Below are 13,873 nucleotides of genomic sequence, written 5' to 3'. Positions count from 1 at the left end.
GAGGGACCGGCCCGCTCAGCCGCCACTCGGGTCAGCTCGCCCGCAGGTTGGCCTCGACCCAGGCCACCACGTCCCGGGTGGGCGTGCCCGGGGTGAAGATGTCCGCGACGCCCATCGCCTTCAGCTCGGCGATGTCCTCGTCCGGGATGATCCCCCCGCAGAAGACCTTGATGTCCGCCGCGTCGCGCTCCTTGAGCAGTTCCAGCACCCGTGCGCACAGCGTCATGTGGGCACCGGAGAGGATCGACAGCCCGATGCCGTCCGCGTCCTCCTGGATCGCGGTGTCGACGACCTGCTCGGGCGTCTGGTGCAGCCCGGTGTAGATGACCTCCATACCGGCGTCGCGCAGGGCACGCGCAATGACCTTGGCGCCACGGTCGTGACCGTCGAGCCCCGGCTTGGCGACCACCACACGGATCGGCCCCGACACACTCATCACTGCCTCCTGGACCTCGTCGTCCACCACCCCACCGGGCTTTGTGGGCCACGGGTGCGGTTAACGGTCAATAACCAACCTGAGGGGAGGTTAGCGCCACCCGGCCCGGTTGACCGTGCCACCTCCCAAGAGGAGGGCAAAGTCACAGCTCCAGGCCTTGCTACCAGCGGGTATGCCCCTCCCTCTCCCAACCTCCCCACAGACCCCCCGGGCGCCCCCTTGACAACCGGAGGTTTTTCCGGGGCATCGGCCTTCCGGCTACAGTCGCGGCTGTTCGACCTCGCCCGACGACGTGCCCGAGGCCCACCGAGGAGGCAGCCCCCGATGGCTCCCGACGCAGCCGCCCGTCCGACCCGTGCGGAGCTGCGCCTCGCCGCCCGCGAGCAGTCCCGCGCCCAGCGCCGCGGTGCCGCCAAGGCGGCGACCCGGACGGCGCTGCTGCGGGTAGCGCTGCCGTCGGTGGCCGCGCTCGGGGTCGCGGCCGCTGCGGCGATCACGGTGCAGGGGGAGGCCGACCAGCAGCGCGCCCAGGCCGCCGGACGGGTGCCGTCGCAGGCAGCCGCGGACGACGCCCCGGACAACGCGACCGCCAAGGCGGCGGCCGCACAGGCGGCCGCGGCCGCCGACCGGGTCGAGGCCTCGCGCGGCGACGCCCGTCAGCCGCTGGCCGGTACCCAGCCCACCGACGCCCCGGCCGCGCAGCCCGCCGCCGAGCCCTCTCCCGAACCGGTCAAGCCCAAGGTGGTCATGCCGGTCGCGCAGCACGGCCTCGGCGAGCTGTTCGGCGAGGCGGGCACCCACTGGGCCAACCGCCACACCGGCATCGACTTCCCGGTGGACGGCGGCAGCCAGGTGATGGCCGTCGCCGACGGCACGATCCGCACCCAGTGGAACCCGTTCTACGGCTACATGTCGATACTCAAGATGTCGGACGGCACCGAGGCCTGGTACTGCCACCTGCGCGCGTACAAGATCCGCAAGGGGCCGGTGAAGCAGGGCGACGTCATCGCCTTCGTCGGCAGCAGCGGCAACAGCACCGGGCCGCACCTGCACTTCGAGATCCGTCCGGCCGGCAGCGGGCCGATCGACCCGCTGCCGTGGTTCCTGGCCAACGGCCTGGACCCCCGCTAGACACCAGACCGAGTACTGCGGCTTCTCGTGGCGCCACGAGAAGCCGCAGCGCTACAGCTTCTCGACCGGCGCGTAGCGCAGCAGCAGCTGCTTGCGCCCGTCGGTGCCGAAGTCGACGGTGGCCTGCGCCCGGTCGCCCACGCCCGTCACGGCCACCACCGTGCCCAGCCCGAAGCTGTCGTGGGTGACCCGGTCGCCCACCGCCAGCGAGACGACGTCGCGCTCCACGACCTTGCCACCGCGCCGCGCGGACTGCCCCCAGCCCGCCTTCGGCGAAACCGCGGCGGCCGCCGAGGACGACCGCGAACCCCCGCCCCCGGACGAGGACTTGCCCCAGGACGAGCCCGAGGAGTAGCCCCGCTGGACGGGCGCCTGCGCCGCCCCGGTGCGCTTCCACTCCACCAGCGTCTCCGGGATCTCCTCCAGGAACCGCGAGGCCGGGTTGTACGCCGGCTGCCCCCACGCGCTGCGCAGCACCGAGCGGGTCAGGTACAGCCGCTCGCGCGCCCGGGTGAGCCCGACGTACGCGAGCCGGCGCTCCTCCTCCAGCTCCTTGACCTGGTTGAGCGCCCGCATGTGCGGGAAGATCCCGTCCTCCATGCCGGTCAGGAAGACGACCGGGAACTCCAGGCCCTTGGCGGTGTGCAGGGTCATCATCGTGATGACGCCCTGTCCCTCCTCGTCCTCGTCCGGGATCTGGTCGGAGTCCGCGACCAGCGCGACCCGCTCCAGGAAGTCGGCCAGCGAGCCGACCGGCGGCGTACCCTCCTCCCCGGCGTCCGGCCGCTCCCCCGGGTCCTGCTCGTACTCGAGGGCGACGGAGGCGAGCTCCTGCAGGTTCTCCACCCGGGTCTCGTCCTGCGGGTCGGTGGAGGCCTGGAGCTCGGCCAGGTAGCCGGTCTCCTCCAGGACGGCCTCCAGCACCGCCGCCGGGCCCGCGCCCGACTCGACGACCTGGCGCAGCCCGGCCATCAGGGTGTTGAACTTCTTCACGGCGTTGGCCGAGCGCGCGGCCATCCCGTACGCCTCGTCCACCCGCACCAGCGCCTGGGCGAAGGAGATGCGCTCACGCGCGGCCAGCGCGTCGATCATCGCCTCGGCCCGTTCGCCGATGCCGCGCTTGGGCACGTTGAGGATCCGGCGCAGCGGCACGGTGTCCTCCGGGTTGGAGAGCACCCGCAGGTACGCCAGGACGTCCCGGACCTCCTTGCGCTCGTAGAAGCGCACCCCGCCGACCACCTTGTACGGCAGGCCGACCCGGATGAACACCTCCTCGAAGACGCGGGACTGGGCGTTGGTCCGGTAGAAGATCGCGACGTCGCCGGGCTTGGCCTCGCCCTTGTCGGTGAGCCGGTCGATCTCGTCGGCGATGAACTGGGCCTCGCCGTGCTCGTCGTCCGCGACGTAGCCGACGACCTTCTCGCCGTGGTCCCCGGCCGTCCAGAGCTTCTTGTCGCGGCGGTTGGCGTTGCGCTCGATGACGGCGTTGGCGGCGCTCAGGATGGTCTGCGTGGAGCGGTAGTTCTGCTCCAGCAGGATCGTGGTCGCGTTCGGGTAGTCCTCCTCGAACTGGAGGATGTTGCGGATGGTCGCGCCGCGGAAGGCGTAGATCGACTGGTCCGCGTCACCGACCACGCACAGCTCGGCCGGCGGCACCTCGGCGAGGTGCGCGGCGGCCGGGTTCACGAAGTCCCCGTCCGCGGTGCGCTTCGGCGCGGCCGCGACGGAGCCCCCGCTCAGCTCCCGCACCAGCATGTACTGGGCGTGGTTGGTGTCCTGGTACTCGTCGACCAGGATGTGCCGGAACCGGCGCCGGTAGTGCTCGGCGACGTCGGGGAAGGCCTGCAGCAGGTTCACCGTCGTCATGATGATGTCGTCGAAGTCCAGCGCGTTGGCCTCGCGCAGCCGCCGCTGGTACAGCGCGTACGCCTCGGCGAGCTTCTTCTCCATCGGGTTGGCGGCCTGGTCGGCGAAGGTCTCCTCGTCGATCAGCTCGTTCTTGAGGTTGCTTATCTTCGCCGTGAAGGACTTCGGCGGGAACTGCTTCGGGTCCAGGTCGAGGTCGCGGCAGACCAGCGACATCAGCCGCTGCGAGTCCGCCGAGTCGTAGATCGAGAAGCTGGAGGTGAAGCCCAGCTGCTTGGACTCGCGGCGCAGGATCCGCACGCAGGCGCTGTGGAAGGTGGACACCCACATCGCCCGGGCGCGCGGGCCCACCAGTGCCTCCACGCGCTCGCGCATCTCGCCGGCGGCCTTGTTGGTGAAGGTGATCGCCAGGATCTCCCCCGGCTGCACCCCGCGGGCGCCCAGCAGGTGGGCGATCCGGTGGGTCAGCACCCGGGTCTTGCCCGAGCCGGCACCGGCCACGATCAGCAGCGGCGAGCCGGCGTGCAGCACCGCCTCGCGCTGCGGGTCGTTCATGCCCTCCAGCAGCTGCGCCGGATCGATCACCGTGCGGGCGGCGCCGTTGCGGTACCAGGCGTCCCGCTCCGCCTCGGCGGCGCCCCCCGGCTGGTCGAACGCCGTCGTCTGGAACAGCCCGTCCGGGATGGCCTCCTCGTACGCGTCGTACGGGACGTCGTCCTCGTACGGCGGGGGCTCCTCGTCGACGGCGTCGACGGGCGCGGCGGGCTGCTTCGACCCGGCGGCGGGTGCCTCGAAACCGGGGAGCGGAAGGTCGTCAAAGAGGCTACTCATGGCACTCCGAGTCTATGGCCACCCACCGACAAGCCCGCCCGGCCGGAACACCGCATGCTGCGGGCCGGCCGGGCGGGCTCGACGGCGGCAGGGCTCAGACCAGGCGGCGGGCGGTGGCCCAGCGGGTCAGCTCGTGGCGGTTGCTCAGCTGGAGCTTGCGCAGGACGGCGGAGACGTGGCTCTCGACGGTCTTCACCGAGATGAACAGCTGCTTGGCGATCTCCTTGTAGGCGTAGCCGCGGGCGATCAGCCGCAGGACCTCGCGCTCGCGCTGGGTCAGGCGGTCCAGGTCCTCGTCGACCGGCGGGGTGTCGGTGGCGGCGAAGGCGTCCAGGACGAAGCCGGCCAGGCGGGGCGAGAACACCGCGTCCCCGTCGGCGATCCGGAAGATCGCGTTCACCAGGTCGGTGCCGGTGATGGTCTTGGTGACGTAGCCGCGCGCGCCGCCGCGGATGACGCCGATGACGTCCTCGGCGGCGTCCGACACCGACAGCGCCAGGAACTTCACCCCTCCCTGCTCGCCCATCACGCCGACCGAGCGGCGCAGCACCTCGACGCCGCCGCCGCCGGGCAGGTGGACGTCGAGCAGCACCACGTCGGGCCTGGTCTCGGCGACCACGCGGACCGCCGAGTCCACGTCGTCGGCCTCGCCCACCACGTCGATGCCGGTCACCTCGGTGCGGCCGATCTCGGCCCTGACCCCCGTCCGGAACATCCGGTGGTCGTCCACCAGGACGACCCTGGCCGTGCGCTCCGGCGCTGCCTCAGTCATTCGTTCTCTCCATCTCCAGCTCGACCTCGGTACCGCCGCCCGCCGCCGGCCGCACCCGAGCGGTGCCGCCGTTGCGCTTCATCCGGCCGATGATCGACTCCCGTACGCCCATCCGGTCCTCGGGCACCGTGTCGGGGTCGAAGCCGGGTCCGTGGTCGCGAACGAACACCGACACCGTCCTCCCCTCGACCTCGGCGTAGACCTGGACCGGTCCCCCGCCACCGTACTTGGCCGCGTTGACGGTCGCCTCCCTCGCGGCCTGCATCTGTGCCGCGATCCGCTCGTCCATCGGGCAGTCGCCGACGATCACCAGTTCGACCTGGACGCCGTGCCGGTCCTCGACCTCGGCGACGGCGGCCCGCAGGGTCTCCGCCATGGTGTCCGGCGCCGCCTCGGCGGCGGCCTCCGGGCGGTACAGCCACAGCCGCAGCTCGCGCTCCTGCGAGCGGGCCAGCCGCAGCACCTCCTTGGGGTCCTCGGCCCGGCGCTGGATCAGGGTCAGGGTGTGCAGCACGGAGTCGTGGATGTGCGCGGCGATCTCGGCCCGCTCCTGGGCGCGGATGCGGGCGGTGCGCTCGGCACCGAGGTCCTGCCACATCCGCAGGCCGTACGGGCCGAGCAGCACCAGCACCCCGGCGAGCACCGCGAGCGAGGCCTCGATGACCGAGCCGAGCGTGGAGCCGCTGCCCTGCATGGCGAGCAGCGCGATGGTGCCGGCCACCACGAGCAGCACGCCGGCGCCGACCCGGGTGTAGGCGCCGCGCCGCTTCTCGCCCTCCTCGATGCCGAACCAGCGCTGCCAGCGCGAGTCGTCGGCCTGCCGCCAGACCAGCGCGACACCGACGCCGATCGCCAGCAGCGGCCAGGTGTACGGCTTGGCGGTCTGCCAGCCGAGCATGTTGAGCAGGGCGATCAGGCCGATCACGACCATCACCAGGGCGGCGAGCTGACCGAGGCCGCCCTGCCCGTTCTTGGCGGCCGGCGCCACGGCCTCGCCCTCGGCGGGCGGCGCGACCGGCTCGCCCTGCAGCGTGTGCTGGAGCAGCTGGCGCAGCCGGCCGACCCAGCCGCCGGTGGGGCCCTTGCTCAGCACGCCGCCCTGCAGCCCGGGCGCTGCCGGGACGAACACGCCGTTGAGGTACATCCACTGGGCACCGCCGCGCGCCGAGGGCTCGCCGATGCCGATCGGCACCACGAACCAGAACGCCGCGTACAGCAGCGCGCCGATCCCCTGCGCGAAGAACAGCAGGACGAAGGCGAGCCGCACCCAGCGCACCGGCAGCCCGAGGTGCACCGCCAGGCCGTGCGCGACGCCGCCGAGCATCCGGCCCTGCGGGCTGCGGTAGAGCCGCCGGTACGGCGGCTTCCCGCCGTCGGACGCGTTGGGGTCGGCGCCGGGCGACGGCGCGGCGTCGGGGGCGGTGGTTCGGGGGTCGGTACCGGGGGCTGCCACGCCACCGATGGTTCCACGCGCCCGCCCGCGGGCGCATCAGGGTGTGTCCCTAGCCCGAATCAGGGACAAGTCAGGGTACGGGCAGGGGTGCTCCCGCTTGGGCCGGAGCGGCACCTGCCGGAAGGATGGTGCCCATGACCGAGGACCCCCGCATCGAGGAGGCCGGGCCCGCCGCCCCGCCGGAGCCGGAACGCCCGCCACTGACCCGGGCCGAGCACCACCGCGTGGTGGCCGGCGTCTGCGGCGGCCTCGGTCGGCACCTGGACATCGACCCGGTGGTCTTCCGCGTGGTGGTCGTGGTGCTCTGCCTCTCCGGCGGCCTCGGACTGTTCCTGTACGGGCTGGCCTGGCTGATCGTCCCCACCGACGACGAGTCCAAGGGCCGCGGCGGGCGCACCGAGCTCCACCGGGTGCTCACCGGGCGGGTGGACGGCCAGTCGGTCGGCGCGGTGCTGCTGACCGTGATCGGCACGGGGGTGTTCTTCTCCTCGATGGGCGACGGCGACCAGATGTTCCCGCTGCTCCTGCTCGCCGGCCTGGTCTTCCTGGCGGTGCGCTACGACCCGGAGCGCCGCCGCGGCCGGGGGCGCGCGCGCCGGCACGGCGGTCCGTACGACCGCCACTTCCCCGAGTCCGACTCCCCGGCCTACGTCTGGCCGCGACCGGAACCGGAGGAGGCGACCCGCGCCGGGCAGGACGCCGACCGGGCCGCCGGAACGGTCCCCGCGGACAGTCCGGCCCCCGGCCCGAGCGGCTACCTGTGGGACCCGCGCCACCCCGAGCGCAACCCGTACGGTGCCGCCGCGACCGCGACCCCGCCGTTCGGCACCCCGACCCCGCCGTTCGGCACCCCGGTGCCGCCCGTCGGGGGCCCGGCCCAGCCCTGGTGGCAGCGCACCGACCTGCCCGAGGGCGACCCGCTGCGCAAGGAGCGCCCGGAGCCCCGCTCCGCGCCGGCCGTCGTGCGCCACCCCCGGGAGCGCTCGGCACTGGGCTTCGTCGGCTTCCTGCTGGCGGCCGGCGCGGGTGCCGTCGTCTGGTCGGCCTCCACGAACCGCCACGACCCCACCGTGCTGAGCGCGACGGTGCTGGCCACCGCACTGCTGGTGGTCGGCCTGACGCTGCTGGTCGGCGCGAAGTTCGGCCGGGCCCGCAAGCTGGCGGCGACCGGTCTGCTGCTCACCCTGGCGCTGGCCTTCGTCGGCCACTCGCCGGACTCGATGCGCAACGCCGTCGGAAAGCGCGACTGGACGGTCACCGCGGCGTCCGACCTGCACGACCGCTACAACCTCGGCGCCGGGCAGATCCGGCTGGACCTCTCCGGCCTCGACCCGGCCGGGGGCACCCTCGCCACCAAGGTCGACCTCGGCACCGGCGAGATGACCGTCACCGTGCCGGACGACGTGACCGTGAACATGGTCGCCCGGGTCGGCCTCGGCGACGTCACCGTGCCCGGCGAGCGCAGCGGCAACAGCGGACGGCACAGCTATCTGATCGGCCCGGTCGACGGCCGGACCTCCAAGGGCACGCTCAACCTCGAACTCGGCATCGGCCTCGGCAACATCAAGGTGGTCCAGCAGTGAGGAAGCACCGGCTCGACCTGTTCTCGCTGATCGCGGGCGCGCTGTTCACCGTGCTCGCCGTGCTGTACCTGGTCGCGGCACTCAACGACCGGTCGGTGGACGGGCGGATCGTCGTCCCGGTCACCTTCATCGTGCTCGGCGCCGGCGGCCTGGCCGGCGCGGTCGCGGCGGTGGCCCGGCGCGGCCGTCCCGACCGCGACCGCAACCCCGACCGCGACCGCGACCCCGACCCCGACCCCGACCCCGACCGCGAGGAGTAGAGGAGTAGAGGAGCAGCGGGCCTCAGCTCTGCTGCGGGCCCAGGGTCAGCTTGTCCCCGTCCTTGGTGACGGTGTACTTCGGCAGCGGCTTGACCGCCGGCCCGTTCACCACCGCGCCGGTCGCGGCGTCGAACCGGGAGCCGTGGCAGGGGCAGTACAGCTGCCCGTTCTTCGGGGCGTCCACGGCGCAGCCGGAGTGCGTGCACACCGAGGAGAGGCCGCAGTACTGGCCCGCCTTGGGCTGGACGATGTAGACGGCGTCGCCGGTGGCCGGGTCCTTGACCTGCGCCGATCCGCCGACCGGCACGCTCGCGGCGGACACCGTGGGAGCCGGCGCCGTGCCGGTGGGCACCGGGGCCGCCGACTGCTTGGGCGCGGCCTGCCCGCCCCGGCCGAAGGTGCGGGTCAGCGAGCCGGTGAGCAGCCCGGCGCCGCCGATCGCGACGGCCGCGATCCCGCCGTCCACCAGTGCCCGGCGCTTGACGTGGTCCTCGCCCAGCCCGCGCGCGCGGTCCCGCCCGGCCCGGCGGGCGAGGTAGCCGTCCACCGACAGGTACGGGGTGCCGGCCAGCACCAGCGGGGTCCAGGCCATCAGGTAGGCGAGGTCGTTGCCGAGGTAGTACGGCGAGACGCTCCAGCTCACGGTCAGCCAGAGGCTGAGGTTGAGGAGCGCGCCGCCGAGCGCGGCGACCCGGCCCCAGAGGCCGAGCAGGGTGCCGAGGCCGACCGCCAACTCGCCGAAGGCGACGGCCAGCGCGAACAGGGTCGAGTGGTCGAGGGCGGGCCCGAGCAGGAAGGAGATCGGGCTGCCGCCGTCCTTGGCGGCCTGGGTCTGCGACACGAAGGAGGCCGGATCGCCCGCCCCGGCCAGGAAGTGCGCGTCGGAGAGCTTGTCGAGGGCGGCGTAGACGAAGGTGACGCCGAGGAAGAGCCGCAGCGGTAGCAGCGCGTACGTCGACGCGAGCGCCCGTCGCTGCGCCGCCCGTTCGGCCCGGCCGTCCGTTCCCCCGCCGGCCGGCACCGTGTTGCTGGCCTCCGACATCCCGTACACCTTCCCTCTCGGCCTGCCATTCCCTGACAGGTCCGGTCCGCATTCTGCCCGTTCCTGCCCGCTTTCGGTGGGAGGTCCCACCCGGAGGGCGGTACCCGCACCGCGAACGGCCGCGCCGCCGCTCCCTTCGATACGGGAACGACGGCGCGGGCGTTCAGGCTCCGGCCCGGGCCCCGTCCGTGACGGGGTCAGCGGCCGGCGGGGGTGCCTACTCCCACTCGATGGTGCCCGGCGGCTTGCTGGTGACGTCGACGACGACGCGGTTCACGTCACGGACCTCATTGGTGATCCGGGTGGAGATCCGGGCCAGCACGTCGTAGGGCAGGCGCGACCAGTCGGCGGTCATGGCGTCCTCGGACGAGACCGGGCGCAGCACGATCGGGTGACCGTAGGTGCGGCCGTCGCCCTGCACGCCCACACTGCGCACGTCGGCGAGCAGCACGACCGGGCACTGCCAGATCTCGCGGTCCAGACCGGCCGCGGTCAGCTCCTCGCGGGCGATCGCGTCGGCCTCGCGGAGCAGGTCCAGGCGCTCCTTGGTGACCTCGCCGACGATCCGGATGCCCAGGCCCGGGCCCGGGAACGGCTGGCGCTGGACGATCTCCTCCGGCAGGCCCAGCTCCTGGCCGACCATCCGGACCTCGTCCTTGAACAGCTTGCGCAGCGGCTCGACCAGCTGGAACTGCAGGTCCTCGGGCAGGCCGCCGACGTTGTGGTGGGACTTGATGTTGGCGGTGCCGGTACCGCCGCCGGACTCCACCACGTCCGGGTACAGGGTGCCCTGGACCAGGAAGTCGACCGACTCGCCGTGCTCGCCGGCCTCGGCGATGATCTCGGCCTGGGCCTGCTCGAAGACCCGGATGAACTCGCGGCCGATGATCTTGCGCTTCTCCTCGGGGTCGGTGACCCCCTTCAGCGCGCTCAGGAAGCGCTCGGAGGCGTCGACGACCTTCAGCTGCACGCCGGTGGCGGCCACGAAGTCCTTCTCGACCTGCTCCGTCTCGCCCTTGCGCATCAGGCCGTGGTCGACGTAGACGCAGGTCAGCCGGTCGCCGATGGCCTTGTTGACCAGGGCGGCCGCGACCGCGGAGTCCACGCCGCCGGACAGGCCGCAGATCGCGCGCTTGTCGCCGACCTGCTCGCGGATCAGAGCGATCTGCTCCTCGACCACGCTGCCGGTGGTCCAGGTGGGGGCGATGCCGGCGCCGCGGTAGAGGAAGTGCTCCAGGATCTGCTGGCCGTGGTCGGAGTGCAGCACCTCGGGGTGGTACTGGACGCCGTACAGGCGGGCCTCGTCGTTCTCGAAGGCCGCGACCGGGACGAGATCGGTGGAGGCGGTGACGGTGAAGCCCTCCGGGGCCGCCGAGCAGGCGTCGCCGTGCGACATCCACACCGAGTGCTGCGCCGGGACGCCCTCGAACAGCGTGGAGCCGGTGCGGGAGACGGCCAGCGGGGTGCGGCCGTACTCGCGGGCGCCGTTGTTGTCGACGGTGCCGCCGAGGGTCTTGGCCATCAGCTGGAAGCCGTAGCACATGCCGAAGACCGGGACGCCGGCCTCGAAGATCGCGCGGTCGAGCTGCGGCGCGCCCTCTTCGTAGACCGACGACGGACCGCCGGAGAGGATGATCGCCTTGGGGTTCTTGGCGAGCATCTCGGCGACCGGCATGCTGCTCGGCACGATCTCGCTGTAGACCCGCGCCTCACGCACCCGACGGGCGATGAGCTGGGCGTACTGGGCACCGAAGTCGACCACCAGGACGGTGTCGTTGTCCGGCACGGACTGGACGGGAATTGCAGAGGACACAGACGGCCTTCCGGCAGCGGTATCGAGGTGTCACGCGGAGCCGCCTCCCCATGGCGGGGCTGCGGTGGCGACGGGTGTGGGGTGTCTGGACTCCGATTCTACCGGGCTGTCCGGTTTCACTCGTCTGCACGTCCAATGGACCGTGACCGGGCGGGGCCGCGATTCGTTGCTTCAGACGACCGCACGGCCGCGCCGCGTCCGCCAGACGCGCCGACCGACCCCCTCGGGGGCAGCGCCGTACGGCTGCAGGACCACGCGTGGAGCTTCACCCCAGTCCACCGGCGCACGTGGCGCCGCCGCCCGGCCCGCCGGGAGCGCGGCTCCGTGGGACCGTGCGCGGGTGCCGCGGTCGGCCAGCAGGGGACAGCGAACCCGGCCGCGACTGGACCGAGAGGTGGGACGGCCGGAGCCCGGGGACGCCCGGGACCGGCCGTCGCACCCCCGGTCCGAACCAGAGCACACCCGGCGCACTTCCCCGTCCGCCGTGCGCCGCTACGCGCGTCCCCGTGCGCCGCAACCATCGAACCACTACGCACCGTGATCATCGGTGGTCGTCCTGGCAGTAAATGGACTGCGTCGAACTGTGCCGAATCGGTTGCAGAGCGAGCCCTTCGTCCAGCACGATGCTCGTTGTAGGCGGTTCTCCGGCGACCTGGCGGCTCACCGAAGGCTTCGCCGACGGTGTCTCCGCAGTCGCCGCGCAGGGAGGTGGCAGCGGTTTTTACTTCACGCTCCGTGAGCGAGGGGCCGGCGCAGAACCTGGGCGCCACCCGCCGCTCCACGCGCGTGCGCGCCCCGCGCCACCGGCCACCCACGCCGGAGCCGCCGGGACGCGACCCAGGCCAACCGACACGACGGCGCTCCTCCCCCGGCGCCGTCACCCCAGCACCGGCGCGGCCCTGACGCCGAGTGCTGAGCGACAAAGGGCCCCGTTCCCCCGCGGGGCCCTTTGCCCTTTTCCGGGCCTGCCCGGCTCTCCCCGGCCTTCCGGTCTCAGGGGTGCTCGCGCCAGACGCTCGGGTCGACCGCGTCCTCGGCCCGGGGCGGCGGCACGTCGGCGGGGACCGGAGTCCCGGCGGCGGGCGTGGCCGGCGCCTCGTGCGAGCCGAGCACCTCGCCCACCCCCGTCCCGGCACCCTGCGGCGCGGCGGGCTGCGCGGGCTGTGCCGAACCACCCTGCGCCGGACCGCCCTCCGCCAGACCACCCTGCGCCGGGACGCCGTGCGCCGGCGTCGGTCCGTACGGCACCTCCGGCGGCACCGGCCCGTACGCGGCCGCGCCCTGCGGCGCGCCCTCGTACGGGGCCCCGGCGTACCCGGCGCCCGCGCCGCCGCTGCCGGCCGCAGCCAGCAGCGGCGGCACCAGCAGCGCACCGACCGCCGCCCAGACCGCGTTGGCCGCCAGGACGGTGAGGAAGGTCAGCCCGACCGAGTTCTCCTGGGACAGCTCCAGGCCGGAGGCCCGGCTCCAACCCGCCATCGACGAGGTCCGGGTCATCACCGCCCCGGCCACCGCCATCAGCAGGGTGAGCGCCCCGGCGTGCACGACCGCCAGGCGCAGCCGGTCGGCCGCGTCCAGCTGCCGCCGGTACGCCACCCAGCCGAGCAGACCCGCCGCGGCGAGCGCCAGCAGGCCGGCCCAGCGCCAGTCGGCGGTCACCTGGTCGTGCAGGTCGAAGAAGGAGAGGTCCAGGTCCTCAGTGCGGTCGCCCCAGGACGTGTCGCCGCCGGCGATGCCGCTGTGGGCCCGGAAGGTCGCGCCCGAGCCGAAGCCGAGCAGGGCGAGGCCGAGGTTGGGCAGGAAGGCCAGCGACGCCCCGATCTGCGCGCCGCTGGTGCTGTTCGCCGCGACCAGGACGAAGGCCGACGCCCCGGACAGGGCCACCGACACCGCCATCGCCTGGCCCGCGGTCAGCGCGGCCACCGCCCAGCCGCGCACCGAGCGGCTGCGCCAGGCGGCCCAGCGCAGCGCGTCGGTGCCGTAAACGGTGAAGGCCAGCAGTCCGGCCAGCAGCAGCGTCCAGCCGACCGCCTCCGGCCAGCCGGCGCCCGCGGTGACCGTCGGCCGGGACAGGTCCCGACCGGTGCCGCCCAGGTAGTCGGGGAGGTCATAGCTGTCCCGCGGCCGCCAGGTGGTCCCGCCGACCGCCCAGAGCACCGTGGTCACCCCGGCGAGCACCAGGGCGGTGCGCAGCGCCTCGCCGGCGGCCTGGATCCGGGTCAGCTGGCCCTCCACCGCCTTGCGCCGGGACAGCCCGGCCCGCAGTCCGAACCAGAGCGCCAGGCACCACAGGACGGTGACGGTCATCGGCGCCACCCGGAAGACGAGGTCCATCCGCTCGGCGTGGCCCCGGCTCAGCGGGCTCTGGTACCCGAGCCTGAACGGCGCGCCGAGCGCGTTGAGCGCCATCGACAGGGTCGCGCCGAAGCGGTCGCCGAAGTCGGGCGAGCGGAACCGGTACTCGTACTGGTAGTCGCCGGGGACGGCCGCGATCAGCGCCGCCAGCAGCAGCACGAGGGTCGGTGCGATCGCCGCCTTGAGCGCCGGGCGCCAGTCGGCCCCGGTCAGCAGGCGGTGGACGGGAGACTGCTGGGCGTACGGCGTCCCGGCGCCCCGACTGCCGACCGCGGGCGGAGCGGGCACCGGCCCGTACCCCGGCGGGTACCCGGGCGCGCCGGGCGGCGGC

Annotated in this window: 10 protein-coding genes; 3 read left to right on the top strand and 7 right to left on the bottom strand. The window is 73.5% G+C overall.

Annotated elements, in window-relative coordinates; genetic code table 11:
- Window positions 1-31: 31 nt before the first annotated feature.
- Complete coding sequence (locus ACZ3TI_RS02065; RefSeq protein ID WP_189916109.1) at window positions 32-436, bottom strand: cobalamin B12-binding domain-containing protein; 405 nt, start codon at window positions 434-436, stop codon at window positions 32-34.
- A gap of 324 nt (window positions 437-760) precedes the next feature.
- Between ACZ3TI_RS02065 and ACZ3TI_RS02060 the strand changes: the two genes are divergently transcribed.
- Entirely contained in the window at window positions 761-1,567 is an 807-nt protein-coding gene (locus tag ACZ3TI_RS02060) for a M23 family metallopeptidase (RefSeq protein WP_465722279.1), read from the top strand.
- 51 nt (window positions 1,568-1,618) lie between these two features.
- Here ACZ3TI_RS02060 and pcrA read toward each other — a convergent pair whose 3' ends face one another.
- The 3 genes from pcrA to ACZ3TI_RS02045 form a co-directional block, all read right to left on the bottom strand.
- Window positions 1,619-4,264: a DNA helicase PcrA gene (gene pcrA, locus ACZ3TI_RS02055; RefSeq protein WP_465722277.1), complete on the bottom strand. Its 2,646-nt coding sequence runs from the start codon at window positions 4,262-4,264 to the stop codon at window positions 1,619-1,621.
- Window positions 4,265-4,358: 94 nt separating this feature from the next.
- Complete coding sequence (locus ACZ3TI_RS02050; protein ID WP_316523700.1) at window positions 4,359-5,036, bottom strand: response regulator transcription factor; 678 nt, start codon at window positions 5,034-5,036, stop codon at window positions 4,359-4,361.
- Window positions 5,029-6,489, bottom strand: a complete 1,461-nt coding sequence (locus ACZ3TI_RS02045) for a PspC domain-containing protein (protein WP_465722275.1) — start codon at window positions 6,487-6,489, stop codon at window positions 5,029-5,031. The genes ACZ3TI_RS02050 and ACZ3TI_RS02045 overlap by 8 nt, the downstream gene beginning before the upstream one ends.
- 134 nt (window positions 6,490-6,623) lie before the next feature.
- Here ACZ3TI_RS02045 and ACZ3TI_RS02040 point away from each other — a divergent pair, with 134 nt between their 5' ends.
- Together ACZ3TI_RS02040 and ACZ3TI_RS02035 are read left to right on the top strand one after the other, a co-directional pair.
- Window positions 6,624-8,072, top strand: a complete 1,449-nt coding sequence (locus ACZ3TI_RS02040; RefSeq protein WP_465722273.1) for a PspC domain-containing protein — start codon at window positions 6,624-6,626, stop codon at window positions 8,070-8,072.
- Window positions 8,069-8,332: a hypothetical protein gene (locus ACZ3TI_RS02035; RefSeq protein WP_465722272.1), complete on the top strand. Its 264-nt coding sequence runs from the start codon at window positions 8,069-8,071 to the stop codon at window positions 8,330-8,332. Before ACZ3TI_RS02040 ends, ACZ3TI_RS02035 begins: the two co-directional genes overlap by 4 nt.
- 22 nt (window positions 8,333-8,354) lie before the next feature.
- On the opposite strand, the gene ACZ3TI_RS02030 is transcribed toward ACZ3TI_RS02035, so the two are convergent.
- From ACZ3TI_RS02030 to ACZ3TI_RS02020, 3 genes are all read right to left on the bottom strand, one after another.
- On the bottom strand, window positions 8,355-9,374 hold the full coding sequence (locus ACZ3TI_RS02030; protein WP_465722271.1) for a QcrA and Rieske domain-containing protein: 1,020 nt from the start codon (window positions 9,372-9,374) through the stop codon (window positions 8,355-8,357).
- Window positions 9,375-9,591: 217 nt separating this feature from the next.
- Window positions 9,592-11,160, bottom strand: a complete 1,569-nt coding sequence (guaA, locus tag ACZ3TI_RS02025) for a glutamine-hydrolyzing GMP synthase (protein ID WP_465722270.1) — start codon at window positions 11,158-11,160, stop codon at window positions 9,592-9,594.
- A gap of 1,020 nt (window positions 11,161-12,180) precedes the next feature.
- On the bottom strand, window positions 12,181-13,830 hold the full coding sequence (locus ACZ3TI_RS02020; RefSeq protein WP_465722268.1) for a hypothetical protein: 1,650 nt from the start codon (window positions 13,828-13,830) through the stop codon (window positions 12,181-12,183).
- Window positions 13,831-13,873: the final 43 nt, after the last annotated feature.

Source organism: Kitasatospora sp. NPDC023120 (assembly GCF_055560835.1).
The sequence above is the reverse complement of the archived record's forward strand: the minus strand, read 5'-3'. Positions and strand labels throughout refer to the sequence as shown.

Excerpts from the sequence above, each read along its gene's own strand:
- ACZ3TI_RS02050 (WP_316523700.1), bottom strand. The coding sequence starts at position 5,036 with ATGACTGAGGCAGCGCCGGAGCGCACGGCCAGGGTCGTCCTGGTGGAC.
- ACZ3TI_RS02040 (WP_465722273.1), top strand. The coding sequence starts at position 6,624 with ATGACCGAGGACCCCCGCATCGAGGAGGCCGGGCCCGCCGCCCCGCCG.
- ACZ3TI_RS02065 (WP_189916109.1), bottom strand. The coding sequence starts at position 436 with ATGAGTGTGTCGGGGCCGATCCGTGTGGTGGTCGCCAAGCCGGGGCTC.
- ACZ3TI_RS02060 (WP_465722279.1), top strand. The coding sequence starts at position 761 with ATGGCTCCCGACGCAGCCGCCCGTCCGACCCGTGCGGAGCTGCGCCTC.
- pcrA (WP_465722277.1), bottom strand. The coding sequence starts at position 4,264 with ATGAGTAGCCTCTTTGACGACCTTCCGCTCCCCGGTTTCGAGGCACCC.
- ACZ3TI_RS02030 (WP_465722271.1), bottom strand. The coding sequence starts at position 9,374 with ATGTCGGAGGCCAGCAACACGGTGCCGGCCGGCGGGGGAACGGACGGC.